The 19,440-nt window shown below is 32.3% G+C and carries 11 protein-coding genes and 1 pseudogene; 4 read left to right on the forward strand and 8 right to left on the reverse strand.

What is annotated here, in order from left to right; all coding sequences use genetic code 11:
• Window positions 1-60: 60 nt before the first annotated feature.
• Window positions 61-270 (reverse strand): annotated as a pseudogene (locus Q4517_RS14845) (transposase); the annotation flags it as partial.
• A gap of 46 nt (window positions 271-316) precedes the next feature.
• A complete protein-coding gene (pbpC, locus tag Q4517_RS14850) occupies window positions 317-2,674 on the reverse strand; it encodes a penicillin-binding protein 1C (protein WP_303511022.1) in 2,358 nt (785 codons plus the stop codon).
• Window positions 2,675-2,759: 85 nt separating this feature from the next.
• Between pbpC and Q4517_RS14855 the strand changes: the two genes are divergently transcribed.
• A complete protein-coding gene (locus Q4517_RS14855; RefSeq protein WP_303511025.1) occupies window positions 2,760-3,707 on the forward strand; it encodes a tRNA-dihydrouridine synthase in 948 nt (315 codons plus the stop codon).
• Between the two features lie 248 nt (window positions 3,708-3,955).
• Here Q4517_RS14855 and Q4517_RS14860 read toward each other — a convergent pair whose 3' ends face one another.
• From Q4517_RS14860 to Q4517_RS14870, 3 genes are all read right to left on the reverse strand, one after another.
• Window positions 3,956-4,132 carry a hypothetical protein gene (locus Q4517_RS14860; RefSeq protein WP_170137037.1) on the reverse strand — a complete coding sequence of 59 codons (177 nt, stop codon included), beginning with the start codon at window positions 4,130-4,132 and terminating at the stop codon, window positions 3,956-3,958.
• A gap of 255 nt (window positions 4,133-4,387) precedes the next feature.
• Window positions 4,388-5,701, reverse strand: a complete 1,314-nt coding sequence (locus tag Q4517_RS14865; protein ID WP_303511029.1) for a DEAD/DEAH box helicase — start codon at window positions 5,699-5,701, stop codon at window positions 4,388-4,390.
• A gap of 137 nt (window positions 5,702-5,838) precedes the next feature.
• On the reverse strand, window positions 5,839-11,358 hold the full coding sequence (locus Q4517_RS14870) for an alpha-2-macroglobulin (protein ID WP_303511031.1): 5,520 nt from the start codon (window positions 11,356-11,358) through the stop codon (window positions 5,839-5,841).
• Window positions 11,359-11,583: 225 nt separating this feature from the next.
• Between Q4517_RS14870 and Q4517_RS14875 the strand changes: the two genes are divergently transcribed.
• The 3 genes from Q4517_RS14875 (at window position 11,584) to Q4517_RS14885 (ending at window position 13,203) form a co-directional block, all read left to right on the forward strand.
• A complete protein-coding gene (locus Q4517_RS14875; protein WP_303511034.1) occupies window positions 11,584-12,165 on the forward strand; it encodes a tRNA-(ms[2]io[6]A)-hydroxylase in 582 nt (193 codons plus the stop codon).
• Entirely contained in the window at window positions 12,165-12,602 is a 438-nt protein-coding gene (locus Q4517_RS14880; RefSeq protein ID WP_303511037.1) for a DUF4268 domain-containing protein, read from the forward strand. Before Q4517_RS14875 ends, Q4517_RS14880 begins: the two co-directional genes overlap by 1 nt.
• 109 nt (window positions 12,603-12,711) lie before the next feature.
• Window positions 12,712-13,203 carry a CAP domain-containing protein gene (locus Q4517_RS14885; RefSeq protein WP_303511039.1) on the forward strand — a complete coding sequence of 164 codons (492 nt, stop codon included), beginning with the start codon at window positions 12,712-12,714 and terminating at the stop codon, window positions 13,201-13,203.
• A gap of 91 nt (window positions 13,204-13,294) precedes the next feature.
• On the opposite strand, the gene Q4517_RS14890 is transcribed toward Q4517_RS14885, so the two are convergent.
• From Q4517_RS14890 to Q4517_RS14900, 3 genes are all read right to left on the reverse strand, one after another.
• Entirely contained in the window at window positions 13,295-15,181 is a 1,887-nt protein-coding gene (locus Q4517_RS14890; protein WP_303511042.1) for an OmpA family protein, read from the reverse strand.
• A gap of 10 nt (window positions 15,182-15,191) precedes the next feature.
• Window positions 15,192-16,133 (reverse strand): type IX secretion system membrane protein PorP/SprF, encoded by a 942-nt coding sequence (locus Q4517_RS14895; protein ID WP_303511044.1) that lies wholly within the window; start codon window positions 16,131-16,133, stop codon window positions 15,192-15,194.
• Window positions 16,134-16,143: 10 nt separating this feature from the next.
• Window positions 16,144-19,440, reverse strand: a 3,297-nt coding sequence (locus tag Q4517_RS14900) for a gliding motility-associated C-terminal domain-containing protein (RefSeq protein ID WP_303511047.1), incomplete at its 5' end; no start/stop codon positions are given.

Below are 19,440 nucleotides of genomic sequence, written 5' to 3' on the forward strand. Positions count from 1 at the left end.
AAATTCTTCATCAAATCTGACCTAAATAATAATTATTTATCGAAATTAGAGGTGTCCTAAAAAGGGGAAGCCTACAGTAGCACTTTCAACATGATGACAACTGTAACAATGGTATTTATAATCCTTTTTCATACATCCGCGATTGCTACAACACTTTGGACAAACAAAGCCATCTTGCCACTTATATTTTGCCAAATATGCCTTGCAAGCATCATCATTGGGCAGTTCTTTTACAAAGTTTAATATGTTTTTACCTTCAAATTGTTCCATTTATCAGTATTTTAAAGCAAAAAAATACAGATTTTAAATTAATAAGTCAATAATTTTTTATTTCAATAACTCTCTTCAACTCATTACCAAAATCATCTATAACCGTTATTATATGAGTTCCGCTTTTTGGCATAACTGCTTGCTCATGATACTGTTCTGTTATTCCTATAAATTGTTTGTTTAAATACCAATACACTTTTGCCTCTGCATTAGCGTGTGTAAGCTTTAAAATTATAGGATTTAGCTTGTTGTTTTCTCCTCTTGTTAAAGATATTTTCGAGGTATATTTGGCAGGAAAAACAAAATCCATTGTATTACTTTCCAACTGGTTACAATCTGACCTAAACTTAGGAAGTGATCTATAATCTGCATTATTTTGCTGATAATAATATGCCATTAATGGTGGCAATACAAACCATGGTTTTGTTACCATGTTAGAAATTGATTCGCAGTTTGAGTTCACTCTATATTTTTCAGATGCATCTACTGTTACTTCTTGATGATACGGACACGATTTAGCTTTCATTGCACTTTTTTGAACTCTTTTAGTTACTGTTAACGGACAAATAGTTTTGGCTAAAAATCCACTTTTCTCACAAATAACTGCTTCAATTAAATCTTCATAGGGTTCTAAAAACCAATTAGATTTTGGTAATACATCAAAAACATTAAACATTAGTGGAGCTGCGCTTCCAACTCCTGTGAGATCAGGGCGTCCTTCTCCATCAGAGTTTCCTATCCACACCCCTACAACATATTTTGGAGTAACTCCTACTGCCCAAGCATCTTTATTTCCAAAACTTGTCCCTGTTTTCCACGCTATTTTTTGGGACGAATCATAGTACTTCCAAGCTTGATCTGTATAAGGTCTATTTACCTCAATTAAAGTATTTAGCGTTAAAAATGTAGCTCCAGCATCTAAAGTTGTATAATCCTCCTGAATCTCTCCAAAATTTGGAATTCCATCAGACAAAAAACTAGGTTCTACAAATTCTTTTTGATAATACTTATGTTTTAATTCTTCATAGTGATTTATAATTCCTGCATATCCTGCAAAAGTTTTACATAAATCCCACAAACTGGCTTCTGCTCCTCCTAAAATTAATGAAAGTCCATAATAATCTGCTGATTTATTAATATCTTTAATATGATATGCTCTTAAATCTTCTCTAAATTTCTCCAATCCATATCGTTGTAACATACGCACTGAAGGAATATTTAACGAACGTGTTAACGCTTCGTTCGCAGGAACTGCTCCATCAAAAGTTAAATTGAAATTTTTCGGAGAATATCCTGCAATCTCTGTTGGTACATCTGCTACCAATTGATTGGGTAATAAATTTCCTGACTGTAGCATTTGTGCATATAAAAAAGGCTTTAAAGTACTTCCTGTACTTCTTGGAGCATTAATATTATTCACATCTTTTTGATGCGCTTTATCGGTTGGAGAGTTCCCTACATAAGACAGTACTTTTCTTGTTTTAACATCTAACACCAATACCGCCATATTGTAGACTTCATTTTGTTTTTGACGGAAGTAGTGTTGTTTTACTAAATTATTTATTTGCCTTTGTAAATGAATATCAATAGAGCTTTTTACGCGTTGTCCTCTATACTCTTTAGTTACTTCTTGCACAAAATGTGGTGCTACCGTAGGTAATGGATATGGTTTTTGTGGTAATTCTTCTTCAATCGCTAAATCATACGTAATTTGATCTATAATTCCTTCTTCGTGTAACTTTTGTAGTAACCTATTTCTTTTATTTTTTAGCTTTTGTTGATTTTTCCCTGGATAAATTAATGATGGGGCATTTGGCAATACCGCTAATGTAGCCGTTTCTGCCCATGATAACTGATATGGTTTTAATCCAAAGTAACGCCACGAAGCCATTTCTAACCCAACAACATTTCCTCCATAAGGTGCATGTGAAGCATAAAGGTTTAAAATTTCTTTTTTGGAGTGACGAAATTCTAAACGAGTGGCTAATATTAACTCTTGCAGCTTTTCAAAATAGGAACGTTTTTTGTTTTTTCGTGATAAACGAATTACTTGCTGCGTTAATGTACTACCACCTCGGACAACTTTTTTTGCTTTTATATTTTCTACCATCGCTTTTCCTATTGAAATAGGATTGAATCCAAGATGTTTGTAGAAATAAGCGTCTTCAAATTGTAAAATACAATGTTCAAATTTTTTAGGAACGGAATCTAACTCAGGAAATCGCCACTGACCATCACTGGCAATTACAGCTCCTAACAATTCATTATTTTTTGATGTTACGACTGTTGATGTTGGATTATCGAATAAATTTTTAGGTAAACAGAAATAATAAGCTACCATAAAAACACTTATAATGATAACTTTAATTTTATGCTGTTTTAAAAAGTTAAAAACAATTTTCATAGACAACTTATATATCTCAAAAGTATAAAGTTTACAGCAAACATTTAGTCCATAAGTCTGTTATATTTGCAACTCAAATTACACTATGAGTTTTACCTTACTTTCTTCACCTTTACAAGGGTTTACCGATTTTCGTTTTAGGAATGCCCAACAAAAATATTTTGGTGGTATCGATACTTATTATGCTCCTTACATTCGATTAAATGGGAAATTTAAAATAAAATCGAGTTATGAACGTGATTTACTCCCTGAAAATAACACAACTTTAACGGTTATTCCGCAAGTTATAACCAATGATGCTGAAGAGTTTTTATTTGTTGCCAAATATGTACAAAGTTTAGGGTATAAAGAGTTAAATTGGAATTTAGGGTGTCCTTACCCTATGGTTACAAAATCAGGTATGGGTTCTGGTTTAATTTGTAATCCTACTCGTATAGATGAAATACTACATCGCGCTCATAACGAAACCGACATTCTAGTATCGATGAAAATGAGAATGGGTTATGAAAACAGTGAAGAAATACTGCACACTTTTCCTATTTTAGATAAATACCCGTTAAAAAATGTGGCTATTCATGCCAGAATTGGAAAACAATTATACAAAGGAGGTGTTGATTTAGATGCTTTTCAAAAATGTATAGACGTTGCCAAACATCAATTATATTATAATGGTGATATTACTACAGTAGCAGGTTTTAAAGCTATGAAAGAGCGTTTTCCTAGTATTACACATTTTATGATTGGACGTGGTTTAATTGCAGACCCTTTTTTACCACAAATGATTAAAGATAATACTACTGAATATCCAAAAGATAGATGGAAAACATTTGGAGAGTTTCATGATGAAATATACCAGCAATATGATGCTGCCTTATCTGGACCAACACCTATAAAAATGAAAATGTTAGGCTTTTGGGAGTATTTTTCTCAATCGTTTTCTGATCCTCGCAAAACTTATAAGAAAATTAAAAAAGCGACAAACCCTAAGAAATATCAAGCGGCTGTTAAGGAGATTTTGAATGGAGAAAAGTAAAAAAGGTTACCCTCTTTGAAAGATAACCTTGAAACTTTGAATATATAACTAATACTTATTATATTCTGTTTTACCTATTTTTATACAATTAATCACATGTTTTATAGCTCTATTTTTTGCTATAACGCCTGTTGATGTTAGGTTATTAAATAAAGTTTTTAGGCAGACAGAAATAATAAACAAACACCGTAAATACTGTGATGATTGTTTTGATTTTATTATTCTTTATAAATTGTAACATTCTTTTTTTAAGAAACGCAGTCGGCATGAACATCACTACAAGCTTGATATTCTGGTGGCAAAGCCCAAAATTCTTCACATTGTGTTTCATCGAAAACTAAGCCACATTCGTAACCACCACCTACAATAGATTTTTGTTCTTTTTTTGTTAAAGCTTTACCTGCTTTTAAAATTTCATTTTTCATGATACTACTAAGATTTAAAAAGTATAATTAAACCCTTGAACATTTAAAGGCACTCAAGGTTTATGCCTATTCTTCGCGAAAGAATATTGTTATTAATTATTTCAAAACTTTAATTCACCCGTTTTTAATACAGACAACATAATCGTTATCATACATTGCTTCCTTTTAGTTGTTCTTCTAACAAATAATACTCCAAAAACAGCCATATTAAACAGTCACCTATATACCAAAAATTAAATTGGTCTTTTTCTAAGTTTACGCCAATGTAATACGAACTTTTTTATTTTTTAAACGTGTATTATTTAAATCTTCCAATAACCTTTTTGACTCAGTAATAGGAACTGAAATAAAAGCACAATCTTGTTTCAATTCAATAACTCCTACTTGTTCTTTTGTTAGATTTCCTTTCTTAAAGAATAAACCTGCAATATCTCCTTTAGATATTTTGTCTTTTCTTCCTCCAGAAATAAATAACGTTTCCCAATAACCAGATTTTAACTTTTGTTTCTGAGAAATATCCGCATTGGGTATGTTTTTAAGAAATTCTGGTAAGCTTTCTTTTTGCCATTTTAAAACATAAGCAGTTCCTTTGGCATTAACTCTTGCTGTTCGTCCGTTTCTATGCGTAAACTCTTCTACTCTCTGTGGTAATTCGTAATGAATAATGTATTTTATTTCTGGAATATCAATTCCTCTTGCAGCCAAATCAGTCGCTAACAATACTTGACTTGTTCCGTTTCTAAACTTTATTAAAGAACGTTCACGATCTCTTTGTTCCATTCCTCCAGAAAAACAACTATGTGCTATTTTGTTCTTCGTTAAAAACTCGCTTACGTTAGCAATACTATCTTTTAGGTTACAAAAAATAATTCCTTGTTCATTTCCTATATGGTGTAATAGCTCAACTAAGGTTTGATTTTTATTTTTTGATGGTGAAACAACCGTTTTTAACGTTAATTTCTTTGATTTCTTACCTGTTAAATAGTTTAATACGGTAGGATTGTTCAAACGTACAAAATCTGGAATTTCAGCTTCTTGAGTTGCAGAAGTTAAAATACGTTTATTAATATTTGGTAATTGATTAATAATTCCGCGCATTTCGTACTCAAAACCAACTTCTAACGATTTATCAAACTCATCTAAAATTAAGGTTTTAATACTTTCTTTAGAAAAACGATTGTTAGCAAAATGGTCAGAGATTCTACCTGGCGTACCAATTAATATACTGGGTGTATGTTTTAACTCTATTTTATCTTTTGCCATTGAACGCCCACCATATACAGCATTCACTTTTAAACCTGTTCCCATTTCACGAATCACCTGTTCTATTTGAATCGCTAATTCTCTTGATGGTACTAAAATTAAAACTTGAACTTCTTTATTATTAGGGTCTATTAACTTTAATGTTGGTAATAAAAACCCTAATGTTTTACCAGTTCCAGTGGGTGATAGTATTACTGTATTGGTTGTTTTATCAATCGTAGAAATGGCATTTTGTTGCATTTCATTTAATTCATAGATATTTAGCTTTGCTAGAATATCTTCTTGTGTTTTAACTGTATTTACCATAATCCTTTATATCTATGAATTTTATATTAATGGGCAAAGATAGGTAGTCTTACACAAGGAAAGATTAAGTATTTTAGAAATAAATAAAGCTTACTGAAATCAGTAAGCTTTATTTATCTCATTTAATTATTTATAAACTACTTCACCACCTTAATCCACTCACCTTTAGTACGAGCTATATAATCATTATCATACATTGCTTCAACTTGTACTCCTGGTAAATAATATTCTCCTAAATACGACGCATTTAGTAATACTCTAAATGTTTTAGTTTCGTACTTTTTTAAGGTAAAGTAGTTACTGATACTTGCATCTCGTATATCGGTATAATCTACTTTTGAAGACGTAGTATTATTTCCAAAATCGGTAAAACGAGTATTTACAATTTCCCATCCTGAAGGAATATATTGTGTTAATGCTACATTATCAATCGTTTCACTTGTTGGGTTCTTTACTGTAACTTCTGCTACAAAATTAGTCCCTTGTGATAAGTTATCTGGTGCAATACGAGTGCCATCTTTTGTTTTATAGGTAATAGAAGTTTCTAAATTCTTTTGGAATACTTTTTCTTCACCTACAGGTAAAATTCCTTTGTTTAGTATACGTACATATAAAACACCGCTGTTTTTGTTGGTTATTTTTAATGAATTCTCTTTTTGAATTGCGATTAAATCTTTTGCCAACAACGATTTTGAAGTACTTGCTTCTCCTGAAGCTTTATTTAATACATAACTTGTATTAATTCCATCACTACCTCCATTTTTTAAAGCATATTGGCTCATTGCCAACAAACTATAGGCTGTAGTTTGCGTACTCATCCAATTATTACTAGATAAATCTTCAGCTATTTCTTTTGCTAATTTTATTGATTTTGTTTCATCATCCAATAACATATAGGTTTCTAAAGACATTGCTTTATTTCGCGTTTCAGAACCATAGTTTGAATAATATCGTTTTGTATACGTATAACCAGTAATTCCTTTTAAAATAGATTTTGCAATAGCCTTTTTACCTATTAAAGCATAGGCGCTTGCTAATCTCATTTTTGCTTCATCTGAAACTCCCATTGATTCTCGTAAACGGTTCATTGATGCTAAATCAGGGCTATTAGCTAAACTTAACGTGTATAACCTATATGCTTGTGATAATGAATTGTTGTAATAACGTGAGTTATTTCTCCAATTACGTGCTTGTTGTTTTTGATATCCAATCCATTTTGATTTGAAACCAATAGGTAATACATATCCTTTCTTCTCGGCCGCTATCATAAAATGACCTGCATACGATGTTCCCCAACTATCTGCGGTACTATTTCCTTGCCAGTATGACAATCCTCCATTAGATAATTGGAAATCTGATAAACGTTGAATTGCTGCTTTTATATTTCTTTCTATTGAAGCTATCTTTTCTTTTGATAATTCAAATAATTCTGGTAAAAACAACTGTGGAAAAGCACCTGAAGTTGTTTGTTCTACACATCCATGCGGATAACGAATTAAGTATCCCAAACGCTTGGTAAAGTTCATTGGTGGTAAGGTTGATAACTCTAACGTAGCTGCGTTCGTTCCTTTTGTACCAAAACTTGTAAAACTGATTTCTCCTTCTTCATTCGATTTTAATACGACATCTTTTACTTCAGTAGTTACTGGATTTGGGTTTAACACATCTATTTCCACTTCGTAAGACGCTTTTTCTCTTCCTGAACTTGCGTCTATTTTTACTTTACCAATTCCTTTAAAATCATTTACTTTTAAGGTGAAATACGCCATTTTTTCATCTGGCTGACTAAATGAAACGGTTTGCGTTTTATCTCCTACAATAGTATATGCTTCGTTTGGTTGTACTGTAACTTTTACATTTTTAATGTTTGGTTTCATTGCAAAAACAGTAACTGGTAAGGTAACAGTTTCTTGTGGTGTTATTTTACGAGGCAATGATGCTAAAATCATTACTGGTTTTCGTACAAAAGCTGTTTTTTCATCACTACCGTACGCATCTTTTTTAGTATCAGTAGCTACCACCATAGCTCGAACAGATCCTACATATTTAGGTATTTTAATTTTATGTTCCTTACTGTCTCCTTTTTCTAAATCGAAAGGCCCTAAATACGTAACCATTGGTTTGAATCGATTCGCTTTTCGGTTTTTACTTCCTGCTTCTGCTTCATCTCCTCCAATACTCAAAATCTGATTTACTTTTCCACCGTAAGCACCAATAACGTCATCAAAAATATCCCAAGTTTTTACACCTAAAGATTGGCGTGCATAGAACACTCCCCATGGGTTTGGAGTCTTAAAACGTGTTAAGTCTAACAAACCTTCATCTACCAATGCAATGGTATAGGTCATTGCTCTACCTTTTTCTTCTTTCACTCGAATAGTAGCCGTAGATTCTGGTCGTAGCTCATCAGCTAACTGAATTTTTGGTTCTAATTTAGTTGCTGGATTATGTACCAACATTGGTATTGAACCGTACATACGAATTGGTAAATCATTTACCGTTTGACTATGTTTTTGTAACAATGAAATGTTTACAAATACATTTGGTGTATAGCTAGCTTTTACTGGAAAACTAAACGATGTTTGTTGTGCTTGTGTTGGCACCCAGAAATGGTCTAGTACTTCTGTTCCGTTTTCTATGGTAATAAACGCTTTTCCTCCTTCTGAAGACGGAAACTTCACAGTTGCTTTTTCATCTACTTCATACGATTCTTTATCGGTTGTAAATATTAGCATCGTAGCGTTACTTTTATCTTGATTTCCTTTCTTTTTAGCATACCAAGAAGGCCAATCAAAATATATCACATTTGAGGTAACATGCTTACTTTTTAAGTCTTTTACTTTTATCAAATAACGTCCCCAATCATTTTCGTCAACCTTTAATTTAAAAGTTCCTTTACCATTCGCGTTTGTTGTTACTTTTAATTTCTTATATGGTTCATGATAACGTGTACCATCATAACTAGACAATCCATTATCAGAAGTACTCCACCACCAACGCCATGATAATTTATATACATTTACTTCTAAAGTATTTGCTATTCCTACTCCTTCTTCGTTTACTGAAGCTACATTAAATGTATAGTTTTCATCTGTAAATAAATAGTTTTTAGATTGCGGTTCTTCAGCATCTTGTAATCCAGCATACGAAGTATACGGTGACACTTTGTTAGAGAACACATCTGTACTAAAGTCACCTCCATTTTCATACACTTTTGTAATAAAACTCGCTCTTAACATTCCTGGAGCTTTACTATCTAATTTAGGTTTTACCGAGAACTTAGTAGTTCCTTCGCTACTTAAACTTCCTTTTAGTACTTTAAACTCTTCTGTTCCAAATCGGCGAGTTACATCATCAAAATTATAGCTTTTGAATTTTGAAAACTCCGTATTGGTTTGTGAGAATTTTCCGTTGATATCTAACTTTAATCCTCTTGCTATTGCTCCATGTAACCATTTTACTTCTACATCTCCTGTAATAGTTGAATTTGCTTTGATGAACTCTGCATCTGTAGCTAGTTTTATCTTTAATCGGTTCGGCTTTATGGTTTCAATCTTTAATGTTTTATTGAAAACAGCTCCACCAACACTTACACGTAACTTCCAATTACCAGTAATAGCTTCTGGGTTTGTTATAGGAGCGTATGTGTATACATTATTTGATTTTTTTGGAAGTACTTTTCTATCGATTATTTTTCCTTGCGGATTTATTAATTCAAACTTTATTGGGTGTTCCTCTGGAATTGGGTTTGCATTGTCATTTAAAACAAAAGTTAAAAACAGTTGATCTCCTGGTCTCCAAACTCCACGCTCTCCATAAATATATCCTTTAATTCCTTCTTGTAATTTTACCCCAGAAACATCAAATTTACTCATTGACAGTGCTTCTCCATCCTTCAATTTCACATAAGTAGTAGTATTATTTTTAGAAACTACTGCAAAAAAAGCATTTGTTACATCAGAAAAAGACACTATTCCTTCTTTATTAGTTGTAGCTGAAGCTACTTCTTGTTTTTGTAGGTTATATAAGGTTACTTTTGCTCCTTCTATAACATCTGTGGTAAGTATATTTGTAACAGCTACTAACGTTTTGTTGTTATTTCCTTTTTTTACTATAACCCCAATATTCGTAGCTAAAATATTTGTACTAATATCTTTGTTGTAATAGTATGACGTTGTGCAAGGATCCTCTCTATCTCTCCAACTATAATCGTAGTAATAATCATCGTAGTAATTAGGATTATCATAGCTTTTGGTATCTATCTTCTTTTTCCCGAAAACGATGGTTTTGGTTGAAACACCTTCAGTACATTTATAATTTGAATAGTCTTTATTGAATGAAAACTCGACTCTATACATCGCTCCGTTTTCCACTTTTATTATTTCTGCTAAATCAATAGCAAAAGCATTTTCTTTACTTAAATCTAATCCTTGATTACCAAGGTTTACTGTATATTTCGCTACCGGACGCCCTACATAACGTAAATTTCCTTGATTACTTAAATTATTATTTTGTAAAAACTGTAATACATTCTCCTTGTATACTTTATAAATTGTAGCATCAATCGCTTTTAAGTTAACTGCACTAAAATTTATTTTTAGGTTATTAGAGTTTGGAAGTATTGATCCACTCTTTATAAACTTTACCGCTGGCTTTAATTCTTCAAAATAAACCGTTTTAATTGTGTTTTCTTTTAAAGCATAACCATCCACACTCTTAATTCCTTTGAATATTTCTATATCAACTTTTTGTGTAAATGATGATTTTGGGTATACCGTTACCTTATTACTATTTACCTTATATGTAAAAGCTCTTTTTTGAGTATTTAAAAACTGAATAAGTCCTTTTAAGTTTTGTGATTTTTGGATTGGATCTGAGAAGCTTATTTCGATATGTTGTTTATCTGTATCAATAACTTCAACATTTAATATCTTAAAATTATTTTTTCCTGTAATGGTTACCTCTCTACTTCCTTTAGACTCTGACTGAATAGGCGTTCCAGTCCACTCTACCTTTAGTTGTTTATCTTCTTTAAATCGTTCTATACTGTCTACCTTAAAGTAAACTTTAGAACTTACCTTACCTGCAGTACTAAACTTTATAGCTTTTTCTTTCCCGTTGTATGTAGCTTTTACCAAAGATGCTATTTTTTCCGTTTCAATAATATCACTGGCAATTAACTCTCCTTCTACCTCATATAATTTTTTATTATAGACACTTGGAGCTTGTAAGGAAACGTTGAATAATAATTCTTTAGTTTTTACTTTAATAGTAAAGTTCTCTAAATCTTCCTCTATATCTTCATACAACTTAGATAAATGAAGTGTTATTAAATACTCTTGATTACTTTTTAATTTTTCAGCAGGCACAAAAACTAGCTCACTGTCATTAAAAACAACTTCTCCTTTTATGGCCGGTTTTGTAGTAATTACTTCAGTGGCATCAAAGTTTGTTGTGACTTTATTTTTTAATACAAACTTTAAATTAGGGTTTACCGATATCAGTTTATCTGGAAAAACACTAATGTACTCACTAAACTCATTAACGTTACTTTCTGTAACAGCAGATTTTTTGCAGGAGTTAGCGATAAACATTAAAAAGATTAATGTAAAAACGCCAATAATTTTTTTCACTTTTTTAAATAATTGTAATTTCATTTCAACAGAAGTTTTTGTCTTTTTTATCTAAAACTAGTTAAAAATATCTTTAAAAGATTATCTATTTAGAATTTGTAGCAATTCATTTAGTATTCGCAATTAAAGCCAATATTTTTAAGCAATTTTCTCAAGAGATTTTTTTTATAACAAATCTAGCTATTTTTAAGCTATTTATGATACAATTAGCACTTATATTTTTTACTTTTACAGCCTGAATAATACATTATGCTTGGATTACAATTTGATACTGAAACTTCATGGGTTGAAGTTGCTAAAAATGGATTGGAACAGTTATTAACAGATCATGCCTTTGCTGAACAAAAAGCTGCTTCAAATGCTGTGTCAATTATCATCAATTACTCTGAAGAAACTGAACTTGTTAAAGACATGAGTGATATTGCTATTGAAGAAATGGAACATTTTAGAATGGTACATAACATAATGATTGAACGTGATATGGTTTTAGGACAAGCAACTAAAAACGATTATGCTTTAAAATTACAAAAATTCTTTCCACATACAAAAAACAGAACTGAAGCATTAATTCACCGACTTTTAGTTGCTGCTTTAATAGAAGCACGCAGCTGTGAACGCTTTAAGGTTTTTGCTGATAATATGGAAGATAAAGAATTATCAAAATTTTATATCGATTTAATGGTTTCTGAAGCAAATCACTACACCTTATTTTTAGGATATGCTAGAAAGTATATGGATCGTGAAATTGTAGATAAAAAATGGGAAAACTTATTAGCTTTTGAAGCTGAAATGATGCGAGAAAGAGGTAGAACAGCAAAAGTTCACGGATAGTGTTTAGTAAAGAAGAGTCTGCCCGCTTACGTAAGGAGTTTTGGACTAGTTTTGGAAAGTCTTTTCCAAGAAAATGGTTGTTATACAACACTAAAATAAAAGGATTTGCTTTTAAATTTCAAGCAGACAGAAAAAAAGCTTCAGTTTGTTTAGATTTCGAGCATCCAGAAAGTATTGCCAATGAATTGCTTTACGATCAACTTCTTTCTTTGAAAAATATATTGGAAACAGAATATTTACCTGAAGTTATTTTTGATAATAATTTTGAACTAGATAATCACAAGATTATTCACAGAATTTATGTCCCTTTCGATAAGAAGTTTAGTATTCATAATAAAGACACTTGGCGAGACTGTTATGAGTTTTATGTTGAAACTATGACACAATTTGAACTGTTTTTTTATGAATATGAAGACTTTATAAAACAAGCAATCTAGTCACAGGAAAAACACCTTTTTTGTTAAAATACATGCATTTAACTTGTTTTGTATTTAATTTTCATTATATATTTACAACGTTTTTGATTAACCCCTAACCCCTATAATCATGAATAACTACCCCCAAAAGTTATTGGTGCTATTTTGTGCACTAATAATAACATCTTGTTCTTCTAACGAAGCCGAGATAGCTGATAGTACCCCAGAAATGTTAACTAGTATCATTGAGAAACCGATAGAAGCGGACGTTTTAGACCTTATTAATTCTTATAGAGTTAATAATGGCTTTTCTTCACTAAACAAGTTACAAACGATTAAGTCGCAGACAAACAATCATACAAATTACATGATTGAAAAAGAAGAAATTTCTCACGACTTTTTTCACCAACGCAAAGAGTATTTGACTGAAAACGCTAATGCTATTAAGATAGGTGAAAATGTAGCTTATGGCTATTCTACCGCTGAAGCTGTAGTTGATGCTTGGATTAAAAGCAACGGACATAAAGAAAATATTGAAGGTGACTATACTCACTTTGAAATTACAGCTAAAAAAAGCGACAACGGTAAGTGGTATTACACTAATATTTTTGTAAAAAAATAGTGAAGTAAATTAAAGCCCCAAACTCAATATGCGCATTGAATTGGGGCTACTAAAGAAAACTACTCTACGGGAGACTAATTTCTTTTTCTTACTATTTATAATCATTGACGATTATAAATTTTGATCGTCTGTTTTCTTGATGTTCCTCATCTGTACAGGGAACACCATTAGAACATTTGTTCATTAACTGTTTTTCTCCATAGCCAATGGCACTTTCTATCCTATTGGTAGCTATACCTCTTGAAAAAATATAATCTCTGGTAGACTTGGCTCTTCTATCTGATAAAATCTCATTGTACCTATCGCTCCCTCTACTATCAGTATGAGCTTCAATCTTGATAATCATTTTTGGATGATTGTTCATTACTCGTACAATGTGCTCTAATTCATAAGCTGCATCTGGTCGTATATTCCATTTATCGAAATCGAAAAATATAGGATCTATCACTATTTCGTTTCCTATAATTAATGGTGTTAGATATAAATCATGTTCTATCTCTATACCTCTTACATCTGTCGTTTCAATATTATTGATAAAATCATCTTTATAATCTAACTTTGTTCCTCTTAAAGAAAACTTTTTCTCACATTCTACTTCAAAAACGTAGGTGGCATCTTCTTGAGTTACAAACCTTTTTATTACTTTACCTTCAGAATCAATCAATTCGACTAAAGCATTGGGTAATATTTCTTTAGTTCTTTTATCATATGTTACTCCTTTGATAAATTGCTTGCATTTTAGCGTTCTAAACTTATATACATCATCTTGTCCTTTCCCTTCAGGTCGGTTTGAAGAAAAGTACCCTGTTTTTCCATCTTCATTATAAAAGAAAGCAAAGTCATCGTACCCACTATTAAATGGAGCTCCTATATTTATAACTTCTGACGAATTGTTTTTTAGTAAGTCAGATTTAAAAATATCTAATAACCCTAAGTTTGCATAACCATCCGAAGAGAAGTATAAGGTATAATCTTTAGCTACAAAAGGAAACATCTCTCTTCCTTTTGTATTTACTTTATCTCCTAAATTTATTGATTCACCATACTCTCCATTAGGTAAAATAGCTACTTTGTAAATATCAGTTAAGCCATAACTATCTGGTCTATCAGACACAAAATATAATGTTTTCTCATCGGGACTCAATGCTGGATGTCCGCTAGAATACATTTTATCATTAAACGGTAACTCTTCAATATTATCCCATTGTCCATTAACCAATGTAGCCTTGAATATTTTTAAATGCGATGTCCCTTTTTTACTATACTCTAGTTTTTTCTTTTCGTTTAAATTATTTCTTGTAAAATATAACGTTTTCCCGTCTTTAGTTATTGCTACACTCGATTCATGAAAACCCGTATTAATTTTAGAAGATACAATAGGAATAACACTTGCTATACTATCTTCATCTTTATTATTTTTAGTAATTTTGGCTTGATATAAGTCTAAATACGGTTGGTTATTCCATTCATAAATTTCGCCATCTTTTTTTCTTGTCGAAGCAAAATATAGTTTTTGTCCATGTACATACGTTCCAAACTCTGAATTTTTTGTATTAATTTCTAAATTTGCTACTACTACAGAGTCTTTATTAAGTGTTTTTAACTTATTATAATCAACACTTTTTTCTTTTAATGCTTTGTCAGATAGCTTTTGAAGCCATTTATCTGCTTTATTGTACTCTCCTATACTTCTGAGTGACTGTACATACTTATATATAGCATCATCAGTTAAGTTTTCTTTTCTGTTTGAAGCAACTCCATACCAATAAGCTGCTTGTTTAGAGTTTGAGTTATTATAATAACAATCTGCCAACCTTGTTATCATATCTATCCCATCATCTCCTCCGTTTATAGCTTTTTTATAAAACTCGGCTGCTTTTACATACGCATATTCTTTATAGAATTTATTTGCTATTTTTCTTTGAGAAAATGCAAAGCATGATAAAAAAAGTAGTATCAGTGTAATTTTTGTCTTCATAACTATGCTTTTAAAAATATCTAGGAGATTTAGTTCTATATGACTTAGGAAATAGCTCAAACATTAATAATATTTCATGTGTACCATTTGAGTATTGATTAATGTCTGATAATGGATGCTCATACGCGTAACCTATTCGGAACTGACGAGATACTTGAAAATCTACTAAAGCCCCTAAAGCCCCTGTGTTTTCATTGATTCTATAAGATCCTCCTAACCAAAATTTTTCATTGAATAAGAAGTTTGCTGTTATGTCATATGATACTGGTGCTCCATTGGTTGCTTTAATTAATGCCGCTGGTTTAAATTTTACATTATCACTCAAATCAAAAACATATCCTCCTGTTAAGTAGTAACTTACCCTATCTATAATTCCGTAATTAATTCCATTAACAGCCAAATCATTATGATCTATATTTAATAATCTTGGGGCTGAAAGCCCTACATACCACTTATTTGTGTGTAGTAATAAACCACTCCCAAAATTAGGTTCCCATCTATTTTGAATCCCTGAAATTCCTGGGTCTGACCCTTCGGAGGCTATTAAAGCATCATCAATATTGTATTGAGTAAACCCTGCTTTAAGTCCAAAGGCTAGTTTTATATCGTCATTAAGTTGAATTGTATATGAGAAGTCTCCATATAAATAGGTAAAATTTTCATACCCTAATTGATCATTTATAAATGATAATCCTAATCCTATTTTATCATTTCTAAGAGGTGAGTGAATAGATAGGGTTTGTGTTTCTGGTGCTCTATCTAATCCTGCCCACTGACTTCTATGCAGTCCAACAATACTCAATGCTTCTCTACTTCCTGCATATGCAGGGTTGATAGAAATTGTATTATACATATATTGAGTAAACTGTGGTAGCTGTTGTGATTGAACTGTTAAAACTGTTGCAAAAAACAGTACAATAATTGCTTGTAATAGCTTGTAATTTTGGTTCATAGCTATAATATTATTTGGTTCCTAAGTAAATTGCTCCTGTAAATGGTTTTAACCCACTATTTTCTAATATTACAATGTAGTAATATGTACCAGCTGGTAATCTTTCTGCTGATCCAAACGTAGCTCCATCTGTAACTCCATTCCAATTATTTGCATAATTATTAGATTCAAAAACTCTAGCTCCCCAACGGTTAAATATTTTTACATTGGCTATAAATCCACAGGATTCAACTCCTGTAACTTCAAAAAATTCATTCCATGAATCTCCATTAGGGGTTACTGCTTTTGAAATTACCACATCTTCTTGTCCACATGGTAATACTATACAATCATCGTTTATATTAATCGTAACTTTTGTCGATGTTAAACAGCCATTGTTTGCTGATGTATACGTAAATATATAATCTCCTAAATTTACTCCCGACGGGTCAAAGCTTCCATCATCAGATACTGTTACGCTTCCTTGAGTTACTTCCCAAGTTCCATCTTCACTTTGATTCGCTAAATAGTCATTCAAGTCAATTTCGCCATCATCAATACATCTTGAATCTGCTACTTCTGTTACTGATGTTTTTACAGTTACTGTAATATATTGTGTAAACTCTGCTGTATTTCCACAATCATCAGCTACTGTCCAAGTTCTTGTGATTGTATAGTCACTATCGCTTCCTTCAAATGTACTTGTTTCCTCAAAATTTGTTTGTGTTACATTTGAAGAACAATTGTCTGTAAACTCTAAAGTTGGTACTTCAGGAACAGTATCACATTCTACTGTAATATCTTCTAATGTTGACACCAAGGTTGGCGCTTCATTATCTTCTATTGTGATAACTTGAGTATGCGAGGTTGTATTACCTGCACAATCTTGTACTGTCCATGTTCTTGTGATTGTATATTCTGATGCACATTCGTCATCTTGTCCTGAAAACTCTTCTGAATAATTCACAGTCACAGAAACATCACAGTTATCTGTTGCAGTTAATACCATTGCTGCTGGAATTGTATCACAACTTACTGTTACATCTGCTGGTAATTCCTCCACAAATTCGGGCGCTTGTGTATCTTCAACAGTTACTACTTGAGTATGTGAGGTGGTATTTCCTGCACAATCTTCTACTGTCCATGTTCTTGTGATCGTATATTCTGATGCACATTCGTCATCTTGTCCTGAAAACTCTTCTGAATAATTCACAGTTACAGATGTATCACAGTTATCTGTTGCGGTTAATACCATTGCTACTGGAATTGTATCACAGCTTACTGTTGTATCTGCTGGTAACTCCTCTACAAACTCTGGTGCAGTAGTATCTTCTACAGTTACCTCTTGAGTATGTGAGGTTGTATTTCCTGCACAATCTTGTACTGTCCATGTTCTTGTGATTGTATATTCTGATGCACATTCGTCATCTTGTCCTGAAAATTCTTCTAAATAATTCACAGTCACAGAAGCATCACAATTATCTGTTGCGGTTAATACCATTGCTGCTGGAATTGTATCACAGCTTACTGTTGTGTTTGTTGGTAAAGTCTCAACAAATTCTGGTGCGGTAGTATCTTCTACAGTTACCTCTTGAGTATGTGAGGTTGTATTTCCTGCACAATCTTGTACTGTCCATGTTCTTGTGATCGTATATTCTGATGCACATTCGTCATCTTGTCCTGAAATTTCTTCTGAATAATTCACAGTTACAGATGTATCACAGTTGTCTGTTGCAGTTAATATAGCTGCTGCTGGAATTGTATCACAACTTACTGTTGCATCTGCTGGTAATTCCTCAACAAATTCAGGTGCTTGTGTATCTTCTACGGTTACCTCTTGAGTATGTGAGGTGGTATTTCCTTCACAATCTTGTACTGTCCATGTTCTTGTGATCGTATATTCTGATGCACATTCGTCATCTTGTCCTGAAAATTCTTCTAAATAATTCACAGTCACAAAAGCATCACAATTATCTGTTGCGGTTAATACCATTGCTGCTGGAATTGTATCACAGCTTACCGTTACATCAACTGGTAATTCCTCAACAAATTCAGGTGCTTGTGTATCCTCAACAGTTACTACTTGAGTATGTGAGGTTGTATTACCTGCACAATCTTGTACTGTCCATGTTCTTGTGATTGTATATTCTGATGCACATTCGTCATCTTGTCCTGAAAACTCTTCTGAATAATTCACAGTCACAGAAGCATCACAATTATCTGTTGCAGTTAATACCATTGCTGCTGGAATTGTATCACAGCTTACCGTTACATCAACTGGTAATTCCTCAACAAATTCAGGTGCTTGCGTGTCTTCTATAATAAATTTAGCACTATTGGTATCTACAGGGTTCCCACAGGCGTCTTTCGCTGTAAAAATTACTTCTACTTCTCCTGTAAAACTACAGATATATGTTAAATCTGTATAGTTATTACTCCATGATACAACGCTACAATCATCTGTTGCTGTTGCTCCTCCATTACTAGCTAACCAAGCGTTTAGCTCTGCTGTGTTTCCTGATCCATCACACTCTACAGCTTTATCTGATGGTTGTTGAGTTATTGTCGGTGCTGTTTCATCTTTAATTAAATATCCTGCAGTTGTGATACTTGAATTACCACAAACATCTGTAGCTGTAAAGGTTACTATAATATAACTTCCATCACATTTTACAGAAGTGTCATCTCCATAATTATTTGTCCATGTTACACTACTACAGTTATCGGTTGCTGTTGCTCCTGCATTACTGTCTAACCAATCTTGTAAGGTAGTTTCTGTATCTCCTACTCCACATTCTATATCTATATTATCTTTATTCGTTTCATCTATAACTGGAGCTATATTGTCTTTAACTGTTATTCTTTGATCTTTTTCTGTTGTATTTCCACAGTTATCTGTTAAAGACCAAGTTCTAGTTACAATTATTTCTCCTTCACATGAACCTGCTGATTCTATATCAGTATAACTAGCGCTTAAATTTGTATCACAATTATCAGATTCATCTATTACATCTCCAGTGATTCCAACATTAGCATCATAAGTACAAGTATCATCTTTAAATATTGTGATGTCAGCTGGAACTGTAAAACCTGGTTTAGTTATATCTGCTACGGTAATTGTTTGGCTATGACTTACTGTATTACCACAGTTGTCAGTTGATTCCCATTGACGTACGATTTCTCCACATCCGTCTACTACTGTATTGCTTACTTCGGTAAAAATTACATCTACTACGCTATCACAATTGTCCGTCGCTGTGATTGTTGGTACTGATGGTATGGCTTCACAGTCTACTGAAATATCGGTTGGTTCTGCTGATAAAGTTGG

The organism is Tenacibaculum sp. 1_MG-2023 (genome assembly GCF_030547425.1).
In the GTDB taxonomy this organism is placed as follows: domain Bacteria; phylum Bacteroidota; class Bacteroidia; order Flavobacteriales; family Flavobacteriaceae; genus Polaribacter.